Here is a 20,573-nt window from a genome sequence, read left to right as displayed (position 1 = left end):
AATAATCGGTAACAGCGGATTAAAAATCATCGTCTAGATCGAAGCTATCTTCTTCGTCCAGCATACGATCTTCAGCTTTATCAATATCATTCATGACACGTTGGAAAAAGCGTAGCTTACGAACAGTATCACGTGCCTCAGCCCAGTCTTCATCCGCATAATCGATTTTGAATTCGCGGACTAAACTATCAATCCATTGCTGAATTTCAACTTTTAAAGTACGGAGCTGCTCGGTTGAGGTCGCTTCATCCAGTTGCTCGCGCATTTCGAGTGCAGATTGCAAAAACTCAAAATCGTTGATGGATTGATCAAGATGATGATCTTGTTTTTTCAGGGCGAGCAGATAGGCAGCACGACTATCAACCAGTGACAATACTTTATAAGCCTGATTGATTTCGCTTGACTTGATCAGCGCCTGATCTTTGTCGCTGGCTTTATCCGGGTGATATTGCTGTTGCAAACTTAAAAACTGTTTTTTTAAAGCTGCTAAATCTATATCGAGTGCTTCTGGTAATTGGAACAACTCAAAATGATTCATGGGAGATGAATTCCGCTATTGATAAATACGTTAAAACAGTGCGGAACACACTGTTTTGACGAAAAGAAAGAGAGTAGTGGTTGGGGTTAAACAGTGAATGATTCACCGCAACCACATTCACCTTTTTGGTTTGGGTTGTTAAACTCAAAGCCTTCATTAAGACCATTTTTAACATAGTCCATCTCTAAACCATTGAGATAAACCAGGCTTTTCGGGTCTACAAAGACTTTAACGCCGAGTTGTTCAAATACTTGGTCGTGTGTGTCGATGTCATCGACAAACTCAAGTACATAAGCCAATCCAGAACAACCCGAAGTTTTCACACCAATACGAATGCCTTCACCCTTACCTCGGTTTTGCAGGTAATTGCTGATGTGAGTCGCAGCATTTTCAGTTAAATGGATCATGAAAACTCCAATGTTATTTCGGTCATCAATTAAGCTTTCGCTTTCTTACCGCGATAGTCTTCAATCGCAGCTTTGATTGCATCTTCAGCCAAGACAGAGCAGTGTACTTTTACTGGTGGAAGTGCAAGCTCAGTTGCGATATCAATGTTTTTGATCGCTTGAGCTTCATCAAGGGTTTTACCTTTTAACCATTCGGTTACCAGTGAACTTGATGCGATTGCAGAACCACAGCCATAAGTCTTGAAGCGAGCTTCTTCAATTACGCCATTGTCATCGACTTGAATTTGTAAACGCATTACGTCGCCACACGCAGGTGCACCGACCATACCTGTACCTACATTTTCAGCATTCTTGTCTAAAACACCAACATTACGAGGGTTTTCGTAATGATCAATTACCTTTTCGCTATAAGCCATGTCGCTTCTCCAAACCTCGGGGTCAGCCTAATATTAATATGAGGGTTAAAACATACTTTTCAATGAGATGCTCTATTGAGCACCTGATGAATTAGTGTTCAGCCCATTCAACTGTTGAAAGGTCGATACCTTCTTTGTACATATCCCAAAGCGGAGAAAGTTCACGTAATTTCTCAACAGCAGCTTTGGTAATGGTTAACACGTAGTCAATATCTGCTTCAGTGGTGTATTTACCGAAACTGAAACGGATTGAGCTATGTGCCAACTCGTCAGATAAACCTAAAGCACGTAATACATATGACGGCTCTAAAGTTGCAGAGGTACATGCAGAACCACTTGAAACAGCTGCATCTTTCAATGCCATCATCAGTGACTCACCTTCAACGAAGTTGAAGCTGACATTTAGATAGTTAGCAACATTTTGTGTTGGGTGACCATTCAAGAATACTTGTTCAAGGTCTTGTAAGCCATTCCAAAGCTTGTCGCGTAACTTGCGAATACGCTCTTGTTCTGCTTGCATGGTTTTGCCTGCAATTTCAAAAGCTTCGCCCACACCAACAATCTGATGTGTCGCTAAAGTACCAGAACGCATACCACGTTCATGGCCACCACCGTGCATTTGCGCTTTTAAGCGAACACGTGGGCTACGGCGAACGTAAAGGGCACCGATACCTTTCGGGCCATAGACTTTATGACCAGAGAAGCTCATCAAATCAATTTTCATGGTTGAAAGATCAATTTCAACTTTACCAGCGGCTTGAGCTGCATCAACGTGGAAGAATGTTTTGTTCGCACGTGTTAATTCACCAATTGCAGCCACATCAGTCACGGTACCGATTTCGTTGTTTACCATCATCAGTGAAACAAGAATCGTATCTGGACGTAAAGCCGCCTGAACCATTTCTGGGGTAATTAAACCGGTACGCGGTTCTGGCTCTAAATAGGTAATTTCAAAACCTTGTTCTTCAAGCTCACGGCAAGGATCCAACACTGCTTTATGTTCGATTTTACTTGTAATGATGTGTTTGCCTTTTGAACCGTAGAACTGAGCAATCCCTTTTAATGCCAGGTTGTCAGATTCGGTTGCGCCAGAAGTCCAAACGATTTCGCGTGGATCTGCTTTAATAAGATTGGCAACTTGCTCACGCGCATATTCAGCTTTTTCTTCGGCTTGCCAACCATAGGCATGTGAACGTGACGCAGGGTTACCAAAAGTACCCTCGAACGTTAAACATTCCATCATGCGTTCTGCAACTTCTGGCAGTACTGGCGTGGTTGCTGCGTAATCAAGATAAATTGGACGTTTCATGTCAAATACCTGTAACCGATAGAAGGGCTGAATCTAAACTTGGTGAATTCTGGCGTAATGCAACGGTTTGAACGTTGTCACGCGCAATCAAATCAGCAAGGGTGATTTTTGCAAGATAATCGGCAATATGGTGGGAGAGTTCTTGCCATAAGTCATGAGTCAAACACATTGCACCATTCTGGCAGTTACCCTTATGGTCACAACGCGTTGCATCAACAGTTTCATTTACAGCTTCGATGATTTCTAGCACAGTAATTTCACTTGCATGGCGCGCCAGGTGATAACCACCATTTGCACCGCGTACACTTGAAACTAACCCGTGACGCTTGAGTTTCGCGAATAACTGTTCTAAATAAGCGACTGAGATGGATTGGCGTGCTGCTATTTCCGCAAGCGTGATCGTTTGTTCAGTTGGCTGCAAAGCTAAATCAAGTAGAGCAGTCACTGCGTAACGACCGCGAGTTGTAAGACGCATGATTCGGTACACATGGTTAGACTAGATGTTTAAATTTTATGAATTCCGACTAAAATAGTCAAGTTTTAAATTGCCATTCTGAGCGTGAAAAGTGAAATATATTGGAATTATTGTATCCACGTATTATAAACAAAAAAGGCGATGAAAATAAAGCTTAAAACAGCAAAGCTAATATTGATCAGGCGTTGACGTTTTTGCAGACGATGAATGCGGTTTTGGTACTGCTTGACTTCAACCAGCAAGGTGTTGATTTCCGAACGCTGCTGATCGATTTTATCCAGTAGCGGAGCGATGCGTTGTTGTGAAGCAACCGCTTCAGCCTCATCACTAAACCATTGTTTCCAGTTTGCCAGAATACTGGACAGGGTAAGATGCGGGAGGACATCCAGAAATTCTTCGGCATGCGTGGCATCACCGAGAATACGCATATTGGCAATGCTACGCTGATTATTAAACACAAAAATCTTGATCAGGTCGATCAATGTGCTATTAATCTCAAGATCAATATTGCGATCTAGTGCCTTCATATCAAACAACAGACCTTTTTCGGTAAACTGGATATAAAAGTCGAAAAACGGAATGTAGCTATTAATCCGGATTGTGATTTTTTGATCGATTAACTTTTTGGCGTGCAGACGCAATCCTGCATCATGAGTCAGGATAAAAGAGAAAAAAGTCTCTAAAACAATGATGACAATATTGAGCAACAAATGCGGATGTTTATGTCTTTGTTGCGTATCATTCATAGGTCTGGTTTTCCTGGTTAATCAATCAATAAAAACAGAATGTCCGTAAACCTGAGTATCCTTACTCAATTGTTAAAAATAATTTACAGGACTTTCTTGCTTTGTAGAACAGTTTTTTAAAACGATCAAGTCCTAACTTTGATATTATAAAAACATTTTTATGGTTAAATACGACATACTGTTTGTAAAGTGCTTAGGAGTAAGGGTCAATGGATAACTCAAATATAGAAAATCCTAATGAAGAAGCTGAGGTAAAAACTAAGCCAAAATCAAAGAGTTCTAAAAAATCTGCGTTAGATTTCAAAAAATATACACAACAGATTTGGCTTGCTGGTCTCGGTGCTTTTTCGCGTGCGGAAGAAGAAGGCAACAAGTTGTTTGACTCGCTGGTCAAGGTGGGGGAAGAATTAGAATCAAAAACCGTCGATTTCGCCGATAACACGGTAGGCAAAGTCACCGAAAAGGCCAAAGAATCGGTAACGGATACCAAAGACAAGGTTGAAAAGATTTTAGATACCAGTGTGAATCATTCGCTTAACCGGATTGGACTGGTGACACCTAAGGATTTGCAGCATATCGAACAGTTGCTTGTACAGCTGCATATCAAGGTCGATGCCTTAATCGAAGAAAATAACCAATTGAAGGCCAAATTGAATAAAAAGTAAAAAAAATGCAGGTAACTCGTCTGTTTATGTCGTATTTCAGTATTTATTTTAATTAAAAGGCCTTTCTAGTATTGCGTTATCCCCCAAAGCATTGCTATAAAGGCGTCATGGCCTTTTAAACTATAGCCTTGGATCTTAACAAACGATATTAAGAGGATATTTTTTATCATGAATAAATCAGAATTAATTGATGCGATTGCTGAAAAAGGGGGCGTGTCAAAATCGGATGCTGGTAAGGCACTCGATGCGACAATTGCATCAATCACTGAAGCACTTAAAAAGGGTGATACGGTTACTTTAGTTGGGTTCGGTACTTTCAGCGTTAAAGAACGTGCTGCTCGTACTGGTCGTAATCCTAAAACGGGTGAAGAGTTACAAATCAAAGCAAGTAAAGTACCTAGCTTCAAAGCTGGTAAGGGTTTAAAAGATTCAGTTGCGTAATCTTTTTAAATCAATAAACGCACCATTTTGGGTGCGTTTTTTATTTATTGAATGAAAAAGTTAATTTGATCCTTATTCTGCATTCATTCACTTTTGTTTTTCAGTTAAAATTGCCCCGAAATAAAATATTGGAATTCTTATGGAATCGTTTCGTACTCTCATTAAGGGTTGGCTTGGCAAAGTCCTGTTAGTTTTGTTTTTGACTCCTTTAGCACTTGTCGGTATAGAAGGGTATTTTAGTGGTAGCAATAAAGCAGACGTTGCAAAATCAGTAAACGGTCAAGATATTTCTAATAAAGAATTAGAAAGTGCAACCAAAAACTATAAAGACCAGTATTTATCATTGGTGAAAGGTGATGAATCACTTTTGAACTTGCCTGTGATTCAAGAGAAAGCACTCGACGCCTTGGTGGCCCGTTCATTGTTACAACAGCAAGCTGAAAAGCTGGGAATGACACTTAGTGATGTGCAACTTGAGCAAATGTTGGCACAACAACCGAGTTTTCAGGAAAATGGCAAATTTTCTCAAACTTTATATGAAAACTACTTACGTTCTGTAGGGATGACCAATCAGGCCTTGATCAGCAGCTTACGCCAGGATCATGCGCTAAAAATGATTTCAACCTCGTTGATGGATTATGCTTTGGTCAGTAAATCCGATGTACAGCAATTAGCGAATTTACAGACTGAACAGCGTACTTTGCATTTGGCGAGTATTAAGCTGGATGACTATAAAAAAGGCGTAACGGCTTCAAATCAGGAGATCGCTGATTACTACAACAAGCATAAGAATGAATTTAAGCAAGTGGCCAGTGTTGATGTCGATTATGTGGTATTAACCCCGGCATTGTTGCCTAAGGCAAATCTTGCGGTGACTGAAGCTGATTTACAACAAGCCTATAACGCTTTTATCGATGAGAAGAAAAAAGCGGTTAAACCTCAGGTTAAACATATTCTGATTACCACGGATGCGCGTGACGATGCGGCAGCGCAGAAGCTTGCCAATGACGTTTATGCAAAAATTCAGTCGGGTATGAGCTTTGCAGATGCTGCTGCACAGTTCTCGGATGATCCAACGTCCAAGACGCAAGGTGGTTTGGTTGAGGCTTATGCACCAGGGGCATTCTCGGCTGATTTTGATAATGCAGTGAATGCATTAAAAAGCGGTGGAATTTCAAAACCTGTTAAAACTCAATATGGTTATCACATCATTGAAGCTGAAACGCCAATGTTGAAATTGCCATCATTTGAAGCTGAAAAAGCTCGTTTAACGGCTGAAGTCGAGAAAACTAAACTAGCGAATCAGTTCAGTGATAGCGTGAACAGCTTGAATGAAATGGTGGTCGGTAATGACTCTCTAGAGGCTGTGGCTGAAGAAGTGAAGGGTGCGCGTATTGAATCTGCAAATGGCGTGACTTTAGCCACTCAGAATCCTTATTTGAGTGATCTAGGCGTTAAAGCAAAATTATTCAATGATGATGTGAAGAATGGTGACCGTAACGCGTCTTCAAATATTCAACTGGCCAATGGTGATACCATCTGGATCAAAGTCCGTAACTATCATGCTGCCGGTGTTAAACCTTTAGAGCAGGCGACTGCTGAAGTCAAAGCAAAAGTGATCGAAGCGAAAGCCTATAAAGCAGCTCAAGCAAAAATTGCCAGCATCCTGAATGATTTTAAAACCCAGCCAGCGGCACAAGTGGTTGCCAAGTCTCAGGTGAACTTTGAAAATGCGGGTACTTTTGCGCGTTCTCAAGGTTTAAAACGTCCGATTGAGCGTGCTGCGTTCAGTATTCCGGCGCCAGCGAAAGAAGGCTTATGGTCTGCTACGACTGCGAAATTACCAAATGAATTGGTGATCGTGGCAGTTTCAAATGTCAACAGTAGTGTGGCCAGTACTTTGCCAGCAGAACAGGTACAAGAGTTGAATAAACTGTACCAGCAGTTCCGTGGACAACAAATCCTAGAAGATTACACTGAATATTTAAAATCAAAAGCCAAGATCAAATAATGATTTGATCTAGGTCATAAAAAAGCCAGTGGATATCCACTGGCTTTTTTGTTAAAGCAAAAAGCTTATTTTTTCTGGATAAATTTTGCTTCCTCTGATTGAGGATATTGGCTGATCAGCTTGCTTTTATATTGATTGGCTAAAGCTGTATTTTTATCAACTTCTTTGGCGATACTATAGAGTTGATACACTGCACGAGATGCTTTAGCTGAGTTTGGATAGCGTGTCGCAACAATATTATAGTTTTGTTTTGCCGCTTTATAATCCACAGGCTCAACAGCCAGATAAAATTCAGCTAGCCAAAAATAGGCATTCCCGACATAGATCCCGTTGGGATGGTTTTTAATAAAGTTTTGCATCGGCTGAATCGCCTTTTTTGCGCCACCTTGTTTATAGGCATCCAGGGCTACGGTATAGGCCGCTTTTTCTAATTCAATCTGGCTGCTGGCACTCTCTGTTGTTGCTGTATTGGTCTGCGGTTGTGCAGCCGGAGCTTGCGTGGTGGCCGGAGTCGTCTGTTGCGGTACCGGTGCTGCAGGTACGATCGCAGGCGCACTGGTGTCTGCATTGGTTGAGGCAGTTGCAGCCGATGGATCTTGTGCCTCAGGGTTGTCCTCAGGCGGATCAATTTTTTGTGACAGCAGTTCCAGGCGCTGATCCAGATCGGTATAACGGTTAGTTAACTCTTTTTTTAATTGCTCGATGGCATTGTCATGTTCTTCAAGCTGACCACGTAACTTGCGGATCTCTTCTTCAAGCTTTTGGTTCTTCTGCATGATTTCCCAGTTCAGGCTCGGCGTACCGGCAACCACATTACTGGCTTGTTGCTGGCTTAAAGCACGCGATTCAATAGGGACGTTGGCATATAAATGTGCACTACTGAGCAGGGCAATAAAAAGTACGGAATGCTTTTTTAGCATAAAAATTCATCCATAAGTTGAAATATAAAGCTGTGGTCGAACAAGTCTTCACTGTTTACTTGCAACACACCAGATATAGATTTTTGATTTAGCCATTAAAACAGCAACTCATTTAAATGCAATAAGCATTTACAATCTTCAAGCACTTTTGAAGAAAATTAATCGGTTGTTGTCGAATGTTTGCACATATTTAAAGTGAAATGATCAAAAATACAGACGGGTTGATGATGAATTAGGCAGTTGAGCTAAAAACTCACTGAAAAACAGAGACAAGTCTTGCAACTCAGGCAAAAATCTCTATACTTTGTCAGGCAATGGTAGCCCTGCTGGTAGCTTCGCAATTGTACTCTACGAACCCCGCCAGGACCGGAAGGTAGCAACGGTAGTAGAACTATGATGTGCCGAAGTCATGCTGGTAGGGCTGCCACCAGTTACTCTTCTTCGCTCGTTCGAGCAATCGCTTTCATAATCACACCCATATCAAAGCCACGGTATTGTAAAAACCGGATTTGTCTTGCCTTGATTTTCGGATCAGTTGCGACTTCTTCGCCAAATTTCTTTAGTTTCAGTTGATAGGCCTGATCGAGCCAATCCACTTCTTGCAACTCTTCTGTAATCAGTTCTGCATCCAGCTGTTTGGCTTTTAATGCCTGCTTAATGCGTTGTAGGCCTTTTCCTTTTCTTAACTGGCTTGCCAAAGTCAGCTCGGCCACACGCTGGTCACTTTGATAATTATTCTGCGCGAGTTCCTCTACCAGTTTCTCGACTTCTTCGGGATTGATCGCATATAGATTGAGCTTGGCAATTAGTTCTGCCTGTGAATAGTCGCGACGTGTGAGCAGGGCAAAGGCATAAGAGCGTAGTCGCGTTCCGGTCAGGGTTTTAGGTTTTTCTGTTTTTTCACTATTAAACAAAATCGATTTCCTCATGAAACAAAAACGCCCCGAAGGGCGTTTTAGCTTAACTTTCTAAAAAGTCTGGTTCTTCTTCATCTTCAGTTTGTGCAGCTTCAACATTGGTTTTAGTCAGAAGTTGCTCACGAATCTGTTTTTCAATCTCTTGGGCCATGGCTGGATTCTCTTCAAAATGACGAATCACATTGTTTTTACCTTGGCCAATTTTGTTGCCTTGGTAGGAATACCATGCACCCGCTTTTTGTACGATATCTTGCTGAACTGCAAGATCAACTACTTCACCTAGCTGATTGGTACCTTTGCCGTACATAATCTGGAACACGGCTTCTTTGAAAGGAGGCGCCATTTTATTTTTGACAACTTTAACGCGAGTTTCGTTACCGGTAATTTCATCACCTTCTTTTACTGCACCAATACGACGGATATCTAAACGCACAGACGCATAGAATTTAAGGGCGTTACCGCCAGTGGTGGTTTCCGGGCTACCAAACATCACACCAATCTTCATACGGATCTGGTTAATGAAGATCACCATACAGTTAGAACGCTTTGCATTACCTGTGATTTTACGTAATGCCTGACTCATCAAACGTGCTTGTAGACCCATGTGTGAATCACCCATTTCGCCTTCAATTTCGGCTTTAGGGGTTAACGCAGCGACAGAGTCGACAACGATCAGGTCAATTGCCCCTGAGCGTACCAGCATATCTGCGATTTCTAGCGCTTGTTCACCGTGATCGGGTTGAGAGACCAGCAGGTTATCAATATCGACACCAAGCTTACGTGCGTATTCTGGATCTAATGCGTGTTCCGCATCAATAAATGCACATGTACCGCCATTTTTCTGACATTGCGCAATGGCTTGCAACGTCATGGTCGTTTTACCTGATGACTCAGGACCGTAAATCTCGATGATACGGCCTTTAGGTAATCCGCCAATCCCTAATGCGATATCCAGTGTTAAAGAACCTGTAGAAACAGCTTCAACTGCCTGTACAGTGTTATCACCTAGACGCATCACTGTATTTTTACCAAATTGTTTTTCAATCTGGCTTAACGCAGCTTGTAACGCCTTGCTTTTATTATCATCCATCTCAAAACCTCAAAACTTTATTTCTTAACGACTAACCCAAGTGGATGTATTGAATCTCAACTTGTTGGGACTTGAGTATAGTGGCAGATTCTCGTTGTTTATTCTACATCTGATCTCTGTCTATGCGACACAAGATGACGCACCCAAAATTAGAAAATTTTATTCATCATGATAAGACCATGACTGTACATTTTCCTGCTTAAAACGATTGATATCACGACGATCTTTTTTGCTTGGTCGATGATCTGGTCGGGCTAGATTATGCATTTTTCGTTGTGATGCATGCAACTCCCGACGGGCAATACTTTCAGCTGTTTCTTCATAAAGCAGTTGTGCGGCCGGCGCGCCACCACGGACCGCTGAAAGAGCTTTGACTACCACGGTCTTTTTCTCGAAACCTTGCTGGATGGTCAGTTCCATACCAATACGCACGTCTCTGGAGACTTTGACGCGGTCATTATTGTGGTGGACTTTACCACCTTCTATCGCAGCTTTGGCAATTGAACGTGTTTTAAAAAAACGTGCAGCCCAAAGCCATTTATCAATACGCATGGCGTCCATGCTTTCTGGTTCATGCTGTCTTGGCATCTGTTACCTGTAGGTTGGGTTCAAGATAATCAAAAAGTTCAGTTAAGTGATCAAGGGCAGGATAAGGTAATTCGGTTGCCACTCTGGCAGTTTTACTGCTTGAAGGCTGTAAAATACTATAGAGCTGGCGAATACCGAAATCTTCTGCACTTTTGAGCACGGCAACGGTATCGTCAATAAAGACGGCCTGAGCCGGATCAAAGGGATGCAATTGCTGTAGTTTTTGCCAAAAAGCGGTTTCCTCTTTGGCGTGCCCAAGTTCTTCACTACTGATCATTACTTCAAAATAGGGGCGAAGTTCCACATTTTCAAGCTTCAATTGCAGGCCTGCACGATCGGCATTGGTCAGTAACCAGCAACGATAACCTTCGGCTTTGAGTTGTTGTAACAATTGATGGCAGCCAGCACGTGGGCCAATTTTCTGGCGATGCTGGTATTGAAGTTGCAGAACATCGACTCCGACTTTAGCCGTCCAGAACGCCGAAGAGTACCAAGATAGTGTATGCTTATGTTGTTGGTAAAACTGAAATAGTGTTTGCTGACTTTGTTCCAGGCTGCATTGATGCACTTGAGCATGTCGCTCGGGCAAACAGTGATTCCAGATAAAGTCGTCAAATGCTAAATCGAGTAAAGTGCCATCCATGTCGAACATGGCAATCGGCTGCTGCTGTAAATCTGAATATGACATAAGGTTGGTCTATGTTTATTAAAACGCTTGCCCCACAAAATCAGTTAATTTCACAACTTGTTCCGATCATGGCGCAGGCTAGTCAACTATTGCTGGAAGAATACCAAAGTTATTGTGCCGGGTGCGAGTTTAATATTCAGGAAAAGAGTGATGATTCTCCGGTAACGCAGGCGGATCTGAAAGTGAATCATTTTTTAATGAAGCATTTAGCGACCATCACCCCGCAACTGCCGGTATTGTCGGAAGAGAGTGATTATTCGGCGCGCGCAGCATGGCAACGCTGCTGGATGCTGGACCCTTTAGATGGCACCAAGGAATTTATCCATGAGCGTGATGAATTCACCATTAATCTGAGTCTGATTGAGGCGGACCAGACTACATTTGCAATCATTGCCGTGCCATGTGAGCAGGTGCTGTATATCGGCTATACCTCACAATTGCCTTATAAATATAGTTTTAGTCGACAAGAATGGTTTCAGTACCAGATTGAAGAACATGATTGTTCCGCACCTCTGCAAATTGGTCTGAGCCATAACAGCAAAAATCCGAAGTATAAAAACTTTATGCAACCGATCTTGCAACATCGTGCTATTGAGCGCCGCGAAGCGGGCAGCGCCTATAAGTTTTGTATGATGCTGGAAGGTGAAATCGATATTTATCCTCGCTTTCATCCCACCTCGGAATGGGATACCAGTTCAGGGCAGGCTTTACTGGAAAGCATTGGTGGTGGTCTTATGACACTGGATCAAAAGCCCTTTTTATATAATCAGCGTGAAACGGTTTTAAATGGCGGTTTTATCGCATTTCGAGATCAGCATTGCAAAAAAATTGCTTATGAGGCTCTGGCACTTTCTGGCATTTTGGATTGAGAGTGATTCCACTCATGCTATAGTGGATTAAATTCAAAGTTGTGTGTGAATATGGCCCTGCATTTATTGCCGAAAAGTATGTTCGAAGCAATTGATTTATTACCTGATGCTTCAACCCCTGTCACCTTGTTTACCCGACACTCCTTGCGTGAGTTGGTGGATGGGCAGGGCTTGGCGGGTTATGATCTGCAATTGACAGAACCCGGGCGTGATCTGGCTTATGCTTGGGGAGAGTATTTAAGCCAACATAGCGATCGGGCCATTCAGCATTGTATTTCAAGTCCAATTCAACGTTGTGTCGATACCGCAGCCTTAATGATTGAAGGTGCGGACCAGACCCGTAAGGCAGTGAATACTCATCGTATTGAAATTGTGGAACAGCGTTTATTGGTTGAGCCAGGAAGTTTCGTACTAGACATCAAGCAGGCGGCTCCCTATTTCCGTAAGCAGGGCGCTTTAGGCTTTATTAACAGTTTTGTGAATAATGCACTGCCAGGGATGAAACATCCGATCACTGGCGTATTTGATGTCTTGGAACTGCTGTACCATACTCATCCCACCCAGCAAAATAGCCTAAGTCTAGCAGTAAGTCATGACACAATTCTTGCGGCTATCATTGCCGTCATTTCCGGCAAAAACCAGATTGCGCAAACAGATTGGCCAGCGATGATGGAAGGTTTGTTTGTATGGTTTGAAGGTGATGATTTTGCCGAAAGCCAGTTAAAATGGATTTGGCGCGGCGAGAAAAATGTTTTGAATATAAAGCAGTTTTTAAATAGATAGAGGTACAGAAAATTTGGAACTGTAATGTATAAAATGAGGCAGGCGGGATTGCTCTAAATATGCCAACAATATCAGTGTTTACTAAAGCCCAAATATTTTTTTTTGGGCTTTGTTCTGAAGGCGATTGAAGAAAGGAAATTAGCGGCATTTACCGGTTTTTTGTCCTTCAATACTGCTTAAATTGGTTTGTAGTTTAGTGGATGCAGAGCACTGCAGATCCCCAGAAATAACCGATTTTTCTAAGTGAATCATGGTTGCGGCCTGCGCTGCCCGTACATCACCACTCACGCTTGAATTGATTAAGCGAACGGCTTTGGCTTGATGGGCTTGTATGCTGCCCTGAACGGATGAGCTGTTTAGTATCAGGCTGGCATCTTTTTGAATATTTACATCGCCTTCAATGGAGGCGTTATTCACGGTACAGGTGGTGCCAGCTGGAATAGTAAGATCACTGAGCGTATCGTTATCGATGGTGCTATTACATGTTGCTGCAAAGGAAAAGCTGCTGCATAAAGCAAAGGCAGTGGGAATAATAACTTTCCAGATTTTATTCATGATGCTCTCCAGCATGTGATATTTAATTATTTATATACACTTCAATTTAAATTAATTTTAATTTCATAAAGTAGAGCCTTTAAGTTGTAGAAATGTAGTTGGGGATTGGTCTGGTTGTGATCTTGTACCCGCGTTTATTATCCTAAAATTACAATAAATCAAGCATGCTATTTCAATATTAAAAATTAACCTCACATTCGATCATTTAAATTGTTACTATGATAAATACATGATTTATATTAATTTTAATTAATTAACAGAATTTATCATTAACGATAATCTGACAAGTTTTTCTTGGGGAAATGTGATGCAATTACAACTTAAACATTTAACGGCCTGTTTGCTATCTATGATGCTGGTGGCTTGCGGTGGTGGTTCAGATGACAGCAGTACAGCAAATCATACTGAGCCACCGAACAATGATAATACCACGGCGGGAAGTGGCAGCCTGGTGCCAGACGATGGAAGCAGTGAGTTGCCAGGCGATGGGACACCTGAGACACCGAATCAAGGTGGTGCTACGACAACAGAAACACCATCGATGCCTCCTGCTCTGGAAAAGTATCCTGAACCTGACAAGGATGTGATCGATGCAGCGGTATTGGGCTTTTATGATTACGATAAACTCGGACTGCCAAGAATATTACGCAATGATTTAAATGGCGGATTTGCGGCAATGTTGCAATTTGCACAAAGCCATGTGGTCAATCCTAACCAGAATGAAAAAGATTCGATGCCACGCTTAACCGCGGAAAAAGATGCGTTGTTACTGGTGACCCCATTGGCAGAAATGGGTGAGCTGCAGGCATTAAATGTCGAAATTTATCGGGATAATCAACTGCTACGAACGGTTAAATTGAAAGAACCCTCAAGAATTGCAGCTTCGGATCAATCCAATACCGATGGGCGTCCGCCTGTCAGTTATTCGACGCGGGCATGGACAGTCGCATTGAAATGGCATGAAATCCGCGCAGGTCTGCATCTTCGGGTAATTGATCCACTGAATAATCGTAGTGGTGATTTAACGGCAGACAAGATTGATCTGGCCGCACCAGGCGAGTTGGTGCTACAGAATATCCGTTTAGGCTTATTAACCGATCCGCCGAAATCAACAGGGCATTATATGCTGCTTGAGCCAGCCAAAGCGGGCACTGATTACTTCCAGACCATTCCGGCAGCGCGTATGATCGTTGCAAAATATGATGATTTAAAACTCGATAAGGTCATGGTCGCAAGTGGTGTTATTTATGATACAGCCAGTCCAACTACGGGTGATGTGTATAGCGGTGATATGCGTGAAAATACCGCCAAGTCGACTTTCGGTGTCGGCATTAATCTGGCCAACTGGGGTATCACCAGTGCTTCAATGGCCAGTCAGGAACAACCTCAGTTGACTCAAAGTGTGGTAGCGCATTATGCACGCGGGAAGTATAGCAATGGTGAGGCAACGCATGGCCTAAGTGGTGGTAATGGTATGTTGACCTTGATCGACTCTGTGGGCAATGAGTTTAGCCATGAAATCGGCCATCATTATGGGCTTGGGCATTATCCTGGCGCAGTGGGGAATAATATGTTCTGGGCTGCGCACCATGCGGACAGTGGCTGGGGGTATATCGCCTTTAGAAACAAAATGCGTGGCAATCTTAACTGGACCAATACCAATCTAGGCGATGGTGCCAATGGCATACCGAACTTCCTGAATAAATATGCCTATGGTTGGGATGCGATGTCGGGCGGTGCAACGGCCAGTAGTATTTCCAAATATACCCATTACACCGGTTATAGCACCTACCTAAAAATTCAGCCGGCTTTTGATCGTTATGTATGGGATGCGAGTTCGCCAACCGGTTATAAAAAGTGGAATGCCAGCACCCGTATGATGGAGGTTGCGCAACCTAAAACGCCAAATTCAAGTAATGTCTGGTATAACCGTGCCGATGGTAACTATCTAAAACCAAGAATGTTTGGTGTGCCTGTGTATACGATTTTAGGTGGTTACGATCCAGAGACACAAGTTGGTTTGATTTATCCGGCAGCAAAAGGGAACTGGGGGAATGTATTTGATCTACCGCAAGTAAATCCAGCTGCCGTAACTGCAAATTGCTGGCTCAATGTACAGTTTGCAAGTGCAACACAAAATATTGCTTTGGCACCGCAGCGCATGAATGGTAATGCCAATAAGTTCCATATTAATCTTGCTCAAACTGAGGCACCACAGCAGGTCAAGCTTTATTGTAAAAAGGCCAATCAGGCAGCAGTTTTATTGTCGAGTATGTCAATTCCTGTTAATACGCCTGCTTTAACATCAGCAGTTGATATTGGTAAAGAGGCCGAATATTCAGCTTTAAGAGCAATTGAGTTACCGCAGCTGGAACAGGCTTTGCTCGAAAATAAGAATAAGCGGGTTGTGAATCTCTCACCTGAAGCTAGATTGCTGTTTGATTCATATCGAAGCTTTAAGGATCAGTTATCCGCAGATGCACAAACCGAAATGATGCGTTATACCCAGCAGCAAATTAAGCTTTATCGTGTAAATCGCTGGATCAATGTCTATCGCTCGGATTTAAGCAATTTAAATCCTGATGTGGTAAATGCCTTTCAGGCCTTTATTGAAAAACTGGAACTGCAAGATGATTTGAGTTTTGCATCAAGCAGCAAACTTATAAACCGAACAAATTGTTTAAAAGCCGAGAAGCTGGCAAATGGACAGCTCAATGCCTTTATTAGTGGAGCAACGGGTTGTGTTGGGGATGATTCGGAAAAATGGGTTTATGATGCCTTGGGCAAAATCCATAACAAGCAATATATCGATCAATGCCTAACCACTACGGCTGGAAATGTGATTAATCTGATGCCATGTGGTACTGCAAATAGTCAGGTGTGGGAGATGGATACTGTTGCACAGGCAATAAAGCAGTCAAATCAGTGTTTTGATCTGGAAGGTGGGTATCTAAGCAATAATCGTGCACGCTTAATCCGTTATCGCTGTACCAATGGGGCCAATCAGAAATGGAGTATTCCGGTGATGAATCATAGTCTGCTTCTTGCAGGACTATCTGCCAGGAATTTACCAATCGCCGCTAAGGCTTTATCAGTAATACCTTAATTATTATAGTATTTAATTTGATTTTATAAATAAAAAATGAAGCTCTTGGGGGCTTCATATTTTTTCATCAATAAAATATCCTAAAAAGTTAAAAATAATAAAAACGGTACTTTTAAAATCAGTCTTTTTTCGTCATGATAGGAAAATAAAAAGAGAAAACCGACACATAATTGGATAAAAAGATGTTATCAAACACAATTTATTTATGGGAGCCTGAGATTTTTACAGGCAAAGTGCCCGCAGAAGATGATTCTCAACAGGTTGCTTTTGAGTTGCATCAGCAATATGGCAACATTTCCAGCCAAGGTAAAACATTACAGGCCTGGTTGGAGTTATTTTCAGATAAAATTTGCGATCCGCAATATCAAGCCTATTTCTCCGAGCCTACTCAACAATGGGTACAAGGGCTCAAGAGTAAGTTTGCTCAAGGATTATGTGCCAGTGTGCAAGTCGAAGTGCTGGCCAATGAGGCTCAAAATGATGCGATGTATCGGGTTTTTTATGAAACGGTTCAAGAGACCGGAGTCGGGTTTTATGAGCCGAATTATAATGTGTGGGCGATTGGTGAATTGCAGTCACCTGAAAATGCCGTATCAAATATGCTGCAACCGTATTTATTAGAGCCATTAGAGTTAAAACAAATTCAGCCTGTACAGGATACAAAATCGCTGTTGCAAACAGGTGATTTTGAGATGCCACATAATATGGCTGCCGCAGAGCAACTGATTGGTCAATGGTTTGAACAGCAGGAAGATACCCGGCATCTCAAGCTTGATGTGTTTAATGTAGCGCATGATTTTATTTCAAACTGGGGCAATATTGGTCGACCGGAGCTGGCGCTGGATACGGGATACCGATGTTTTTTATTGACCCAGAAACAGCTGGGTGTGTTTTATCAATTGAAGATGGTGTTGAGAAAACTGACCATCAGCCCCATGCTGTCTTTTGCAATGGATTTTACCGATCGTTTTATTCCTCATCACTTGCAGGAGCAGCTATCTGAACGCTTGATTTTCCGGCTGCGTTCGATGGATGTGCATCAGCGTGCTAATGGGGAATATAATCCAGAACCTTGTTTTGCATTAACGGGACGTTGGGAAAGCAAAGCCAATATTCAGGATTTCTTTAAACAGCTGGATGCTTATATTGCTTTTATCTTTACACATCTGGGGCAAGGTAAACTGGAGACACTGCAAGCGTGGGCCTATGGCGATATACCTAAAGACTTTATGGTGGATCTGGATTTTCGATTTGAGTTAATGATGATTGCGCTGAGTCAGGATCATGATTATCTAAATGAGCGCTATCAGTTTTATAAACGGTCTTTTACTCAGCACAATGCGCGTGCGCGTGATCTGGGATTGCTGGAGGAAAGTTATAAGTTCTGTCAGAAACTGATGCTGCTTGTAAAAGAGGCGGGAACAGGTTTACAGCCATATTTGAAAAACTGAAGACAATAAAAAAGCCCGAAAATTCGGGCTCTTTTATATGCATCAAATTAGTTAGCTAATGCTTTAACTTGAGCGTTCAAGCGGCTCTTATGACGAGCAGCTTTGTTTTTGTGGATGATGCCTTTATCAGCCATACGGTCGATTACAGGAACAGCTTTTTTGTAAGCTTCTGTAGCAACAGTATAATCACCAGCAGCGATCGCATTTACAGTACGTTTGATGTAAGTACGAACCATAGAACGCAAGCTTGCGTTGTGTTTACGTGCTTTAACGTTTTGACGAGCACGTTTTTTAGCTTGAGCAGAGTTTGCCACTCGTGCACTCCTTGAAAATAAGTTGGTCTGGGCGGGCTGAAGTTAAAACCAAAATAACATTGGCAACATTCACCAGCCCGTAAACAAGTGCCATATTTTGAGGAAACTAAGCCCCGAAGTCAAGTCTTGTGATACTTTTAAGTACATTTAACAGGTGATAATCGTCCAATAAAACGTTACATTAAGCCTAGTCATGGCTTGGAAGAATTAAAAATGAGAACAGGTGATAAAAAAGCAATTGTAATTGGTGCGACAGGACTGGTCGGTCAGGCACTGGTGGATGAACTGCAGCAAGCAGAAGATTTTGACACGATTACCGTAGTTGTTAGAAAAAGTTCAGAAACATTAAAAGCTTATAGCAAGGTCACTCAGCTGATTCTGGAAGACTTCCTGTTATTGAATGATGAAGATGTCAGTGCCTATACCCATGCCTTTAGTTGCTTGGGAAGCACCATTAAACAGGCGGGTTCCAAAGAGGCTTTCTATGCAATTGATTATGAAATTAATGCGCATTTTGCTGATTTGATTCAGGATAAAAATATTCATTTATTGCTGATAAGTGCGTTGGGAGCGAACGCAAATTCGCCAATTTTCTATAATAAAGTCAAAGGTGAACTGGAAAATTACCTGAAGAGCCTGTCAATTTATAAGCTATCAATTTTCCAGCCCTCACTTTTAATTGGCAAACGTAGTGAGGTTCGTCTGCTTGAAGATCTGGCACAGACAGCATTTAAACTGGTCGAAAAAACCTGGACTCGGCCGTTTAAACTTAAACCTGTTACCGCAGAACAATTGGCGCATACTATGCGGGTTGCAGCACAAACACAGACTGCCGCATTCAAACTCTACGATAACCTGAGTATACAACAAAGCAAATAATGGAGAATTTCAGTGACGACAATTCCTTTTGTAACCTGTGATTTGTTAGATGATAACCCGGAAAAAGAGCTACAAGTGGTCATCCCGTCTTTAGATGGTAAATTCTTTAAAAGCTATGGCGCGCGTAAAACCTTTGGCGGTCAAGTGGTGACTGTAAAGTGTTTTGAAGATAACTCACGTGTGAAAGAGCTGTTGGCAACCGATGGTACAGGGAAAGTACTGGTAGTCGATGGTGGTGCATCAATGCGTTGTGCCTTGATGGGAGACATGATTGCCGAGTCAGCAGTGAAACATCACTGGAACGGGGTGGTGATCTATGGCTGCGTGCGTGATGTGGATGCACTTGCAGAACTGGATTTGGGCGTACATGCGTTGGCTGCAATCCCGCAAAAAAGTAATCGTAAAGGCATAGGCGAAGTCGATGTCAGCTTGTATTTTGGTGGTGTGACAATCAACTCGGGCGATTATATCTACGCAGATAATAATGGCATTGTGATTGCAAAAGAAAAATTAGTCGACTGCTAAAAGGAGAGTGCGATGCTGAATAGGGTGAATCACCAGCTCAAGGTTTTACAATCGGTTATTGCCAGTGTAATCGAAGGCGGACGAGGGGCAATGGGAACACCATTTCCTAATCAGCCGGCAAAGGCAATAAAACTGTATGAGTTTGAAGGTTCACCATTTTGCCGCCGTGTCCGTGAAGTGATCACCTTACTGAATCTGGATGTGGAAATTTATCCATGTCCTAAAGGTGGGCAAAAATATCGACAGATCGTCAAAGCCAAAGGTGGGAAAAAACAGTTTCCCTTTTTGATTGATGAAAATACCGGTGACCAGTTATATGAGTCACAAGCCATTATTCATCATCTGTTTAAGCACTATGGCAAAACAGGGAAAACACCGAAAAAGTATAGCCATTATCCAAAACTTCCGTATGTGTCTACATTGGCCACAGTCGCTAACGCAGCGCGTGGCGTCTGGATTGATCCGCAGATTGTTGATCGTCCAGCACCAGCGCAGTTATTGGAACTCTGGAGCTTTGAGGCGAGCCCATATACTCGTTTGGTGCGTGAAGTCCTGACCGAGTTAGAACTGCCCTATATTTTGCATAATGTACCGAAAGAACGTTGGCAGGATATGGGGCCAGCCGTGTTGCGTCTAAAGCCCGGTAAGTATATTCCGTTGCCGAATGGCAAACGTGAAAAGGTGGTTGAGGTCATGGGACGCGATATTCAGGTGCCTTATCTGCTTGATCCGAATACAGGTGTGAAAATATTTGAATCTGCCAAAATTATGGAATATTTAAAGAAGCAGTACGGCGCATAATTGTTCAGAAAGCATCTTTTAACAGGTGCTTTTTTTATATCAACTGCGATGGCGGTTGCTTCAATTATGGGTTTAGCGG

The 20,573-nt window shown here is 42.4% G+C and carries 23 protein-coding genes and 1 other RNA gene; 11 read left to right on the top strand and 13 right to left on the bottom strand.

Annotated features, from left to right (window positions below):
• Positions 1 to 19: 19 nt before the first annotated feature.
• The 6 genes from hscB to IEV39_RS07440 form a co-directional block, all read right to left on the bottom strand.
• Positions 20 to 538 (bottom strand): Fe-S protein assembly co-chaperone HscB, encoded by a 519-nt coding sequence (gene hscB, locus IEV39_RS07465; RefSeq protein WP_005284962.1) that lies wholly within the window; start codon positions 536 to 538, stop codon positions 20 to 22.
• 86 nt (positions 539 to 624) lie between these two features.
• A complete protein-coding gene (gene iscA / locus IEV39_RS07460; RefSeq protein WP_004661460.1) occupies positions 625 to 945 on the bottom strand; it encodes an iron-sulfur cluster assembly protein IscA in 321 nt (106 codons plus the stop codon).
• 29 nt (positions 946 to 974) lie between these two features.
• Entirely contained in the window at positions 975 to 1,361 is a 387-nt protein-coding gene (gene iscU / locus IEV39_RS07455; protein ID WP_004639432.1) for a Fe-S cluster assembly scaffold IscU, read from the bottom strand.
• A gap of 91 nt (positions 1,362 to 1,452) precedes the next feature.
• A complete protein-coding gene (locus IEV39_RS07450; RefSeq protein WP_005284966.1) occupies positions 1,453 to 2,670 on the bottom strand; it encodes an IscS subfamily cysteine desulfurase in 1,218 nt (405 codons plus the stop codon).
• A 1-nt stretch (position 2,671) separates the two neighbouring features.
• A complete protein-coding gene (locus IEV39_RS07445) occupies positions 2,672 to 3,145 on the bottom strand; it encodes an Rrf2 family transcriptional regulator (protein ID WP_005284970.1) in 474 nt (157 codons plus the stop codon).
• A 107-nt stretch (positions 3,146 to 3,252) separates the two neighbouring features.
• Positions 3,253 to 3,891, bottom strand: a complete 639-nt coding sequence (locus IEV39_RS07440) for a hypothetical protein (protein ID WP_005284973.1) — start codon at positions 3,889 to 3,891, stop codon at positions 3,253 to 3,255.
• 209 nt (positions 3,892 to 4,100) lie between these two features.
• Here IEV39_RS07440 and IEV39_RS07435 point away from each other — a divergent pair, with 209 nt between their 5' ends.
• From IEV39_RS07435 to IEV39_RS07425, 3 genes are all read left to right on the top strand, one after another.
• Complete coding sequence (locus IEV39_RS07435; RefSeq protein WP_004771675.1) at positions 4,101 to 4,556, top strand: phasin family protein; 456 nt, start codon at positions 4,101 to 4,103, stop codon at positions 4,554 to 4,556.
• A 168-nt stretch (positions 4,557 to 4,724) separates the two neighbouring features.
• Positions 4,725 to 4,997, top strand: a complete 273-nt coding sequence (gene hbs / locus IEV39_RS07430) for a non-specific DNA-binding protein Hbs (RefSeq protein ID WP_004639426.1) — start codon at positions 4,725 to 4,727, stop codon at positions 4,995 to 4,997.
• Positions 4,998 to 5,136: 139 nt separating this feature from the next.
• Positions 5,137 to 7,008: a SurA N-terminal domain-containing protein gene (locus tag IEV39_RS07425; RefSeq protein WP_005284976.1), complete on the top strand. Its 1,872-nt coding sequence runs from the start codon at positions 5,137 to 5,139 to the stop codon at positions 7,006 to 7,008.
• A gap of 65 nt (positions 7,009 to 7,073) precedes the next feature.
• Here the strand turns inward: IEV39_RS07425 and IEV39_RS07420 are convergent, their stop codons facing one another.
• Entirely contained in the window at positions 7,074 to 7,928 is an 855-nt protein-coding gene (locus IEV39_RS07420) for a YbgF trimerization domain-containing protein (RefSeq protein WP_005284978.1), read from the bottom strand.
• A gap of 324 nt (positions 7,929 to 8,252) precedes the next feature.
• Between IEV39_RS07420 and ffs the strand changes: the two genes are divergently transcribed.
• Positions 8,253 to 8,349: signal recognition particle sRNA small type (gene ffs / locus IEV39_RS07415), an RNA gene on the top strand.
• 10 nt (positions 8,350 to 8,359) lie between these two features.
• On the opposite strand, the gene IEV39_RS07410 is transcribed toward ffs, so the two are convergent.
• The 4 genes from IEV39_RS07410 to IEV39_RS07395 all read right to left on the bottom strand — a co-directional run bounded on the left by IEV39_RS07410 (position 8,360) and on the right by IEV39_RS07395 (position 11,211).
• Positions 8,360 to 8,842, bottom strand: a complete 483-nt coding sequence (locus tag IEV39_RS07410; protein ID WP_005284981.1) for a regulatory protein RecX — start codon at positions 8,840 to 8,842, stop codon at positions 8,360 to 8,362.
• A 46-nt stretch (positions 8,843 to 8,888) separates the two neighbouring features.
• On the bottom strand, positions 8,889 to 9,935 hold the full coding sequence (gene recA, locus IEV39_RS07405) for a recombinase RecA (protein WP_005229770.1): 1,047 nt from the start codon (positions 9,933 to 9,935) through the stop codon (positions 8,889 to 8,891).
• 159 nt (positions 9,936 to 10,094) lie between these two features.
• The gene (locus IEV39_RS07400; RefSeq protein WP_005229771.1) at positions 10,095 to 10,523 is read right to left on the bottom strand and encodes an RNA-binding S4 domain-containing protein; all 429 of its coding nucleotides are present in this window, start codon (positions 10,521 to 10,523) and stop codon (positions 10,095 to 10,097) included.
• A complete protein-coding gene (locus IEV39_RS07395) occupies positions 10,507 to 11,211 on the bottom strand; it encodes an HAD-IA family hydrolase (protein ID WP_005284986.1) in 705 nt (234 codons plus the stop codon). Before IEV39_RS07395 ends, IEV39_RS07400 begins: the two co-directional genes overlap by 17 nt.
• A gap of 11 nt (positions 11,212 to 11,222) precedes the next feature.
• On the opposite strand from IEV39_RS07395, the gene IEV39_RS07390 reads away from it, so the two are divergent.
• Both IEV39_RS07390 and IEV39_RS07385 read left to right on the top strand, forming a co-directional pair.
• Positions 11,223 to 12,080 carry a 3'(2'),5'-bisphosphate nucleotidase CysQ family protein gene (locus IEV39_RS07390; RefSeq protein WP_005284990.1) on the top strand — a complete coding sequence of 286 codons (858 nt, stop codon included), beginning with the start codon at positions 11,223 to 11,225 and terminating at the stop codon, positions 12,078 to 12,080.
• A gap of 51 nt (positions 12,081 to 12,131) precedes the next feature.
• Positions 12,132 to 12,863, top strand: a complete 732-nt coding sequence (locus IEV39_RS07385) for a histidine phosphatase family protein (RefSeq protein WP_005284993.1) — start codon at positions 12,132 to 12,134, stop codon at positions 12,861 to 12,863.
• A 138-nt stretch (positions 12,864 to 13,001) separates the two neighbouring features.
• On the opposite strand, the gene IEV39_RS07380 is transcribed toward IEV39_RS07385, so the two are convergent.
• Positions 13,002 to 13,418, bottom strand: a complete 417-nt coding sequence (locus tag IEV39_RS07380; protein WP_005284996.1) for a hypothetical protein — start codon at positions 13,416 to 13,418, stop codon at positions 13,002 to 13,004.
• Positions 13,419 to 13,725: 307 nt separating this feature from the next.
• On the opposite strand from IEV39_RS07380, the gene IEV39_RS07375 reads away from it, so the two are divergent.
• On the top strand, positions 13,726 to 16,524 hold the full coding sequence (locus tag IEV39_RS07375) for a M66 family metalloprotease (protein WP_005284998.1): 2,799 nt from the start codon (positions 13,726 to 13,728) through the stop codon (positions 16,522 to 16,524).
• A gap of 182 nt (positions 16,525 to 16,706) precedes the next feature.
• Positions 16,707 to 17,975, top strand: coding sequence for a hypothetical protein (locus tag IEV39_RS07370; protein WP_005285001.1), 1,269 nt, complete (start codon positions 16,707 to 16,709; stop codon positions 17,973 to 17,975).
• Positions 17,976 to 18,022: 47 nt separating this feature from the next.
• On the opposite strand, the gene rpsT is transcribed toward IEV39_RS07370, so the two are convergent.
• Positions 18,023 to 18,289, bottom strand: a complete 267-nt coding sequence (gene rpsT, locus IEV39_RS07365; protein WP_004771687.1) for a 30S ribosomal protein S20 — start codon at positions 18,287 to 18,289, stop codon at positions 18,023 to 18,025.
• A 213-nt stretch (positions 18,290 to 18,502) separates the two neighbouring features.
• Between rpsT and IEV39_RS07360 the strand changes: the two genes are divergently transcribed.
• The 3 genes from IEV39_RS07360 to IEV39_RS07350 are packed head-to-tail and all read left to right on the top strand — an operon-like array spanning position 18,503 to position 20,494.
• Positions 18,503 to 19,168, top strand: a complete 666-nt coding sequence (locus IEV39_RS07360; protein ID WP_005285004.1) for an NAD-dependent epimerase/dehydratase family protein — start codon at positions 18,503 to 18,505, stop codon at positions 19,166 to 19,168.
• Positions 19,169 to 19,180: 12 nt separating this feature from the next.
• Positions 19,181 to 19,693, top strand: coding sequence for a ribonuclease E activity regulator RraA (rraA, locus tag IEV39_RS07355; RefSeq protein ID WP_005285006.1), 513 nt, complete (start codon positions 19,181 to 19,183; stop codon positions 19,691 to 19,693).
• A gap of 12 nt (positions 19,694 to 19,705) precedes the next feature.
• Positions 19,706 to 20,494 carry a glutathione S-transferase N-terminal domain-containing protein gene (locus tag IEV39_RS07350; RefSeq protein ID WP_005285010.1) on the top strand — a complete coding sequence of 263 codons (789 nt, stop codon included), beginning with the start codon at positions 19,706 to 19,708 and terminating at the stop codon, positions 20,492 to 20,494.
• Positions 20,495 to 20,573 lie beyond the last annotated feature (79 nt).

The sequence above is a fragment of the Acinetobacter courvalinii genome (assembly GCF_014635545.1).
GTDB classification, from domain to species: domain Bacteria; phylum Pseudomonadota; class Gammaproteobacteria; order Pseudomonadales; family Moraxellaceae; genus Acinetobacter; species Acinetobacter courvalinii.
The sequence above is the reverse complement of the archived record's forward strand: the minus strand, read 5'-3'. Positions and strand labels throughout refer to the sequence as shown.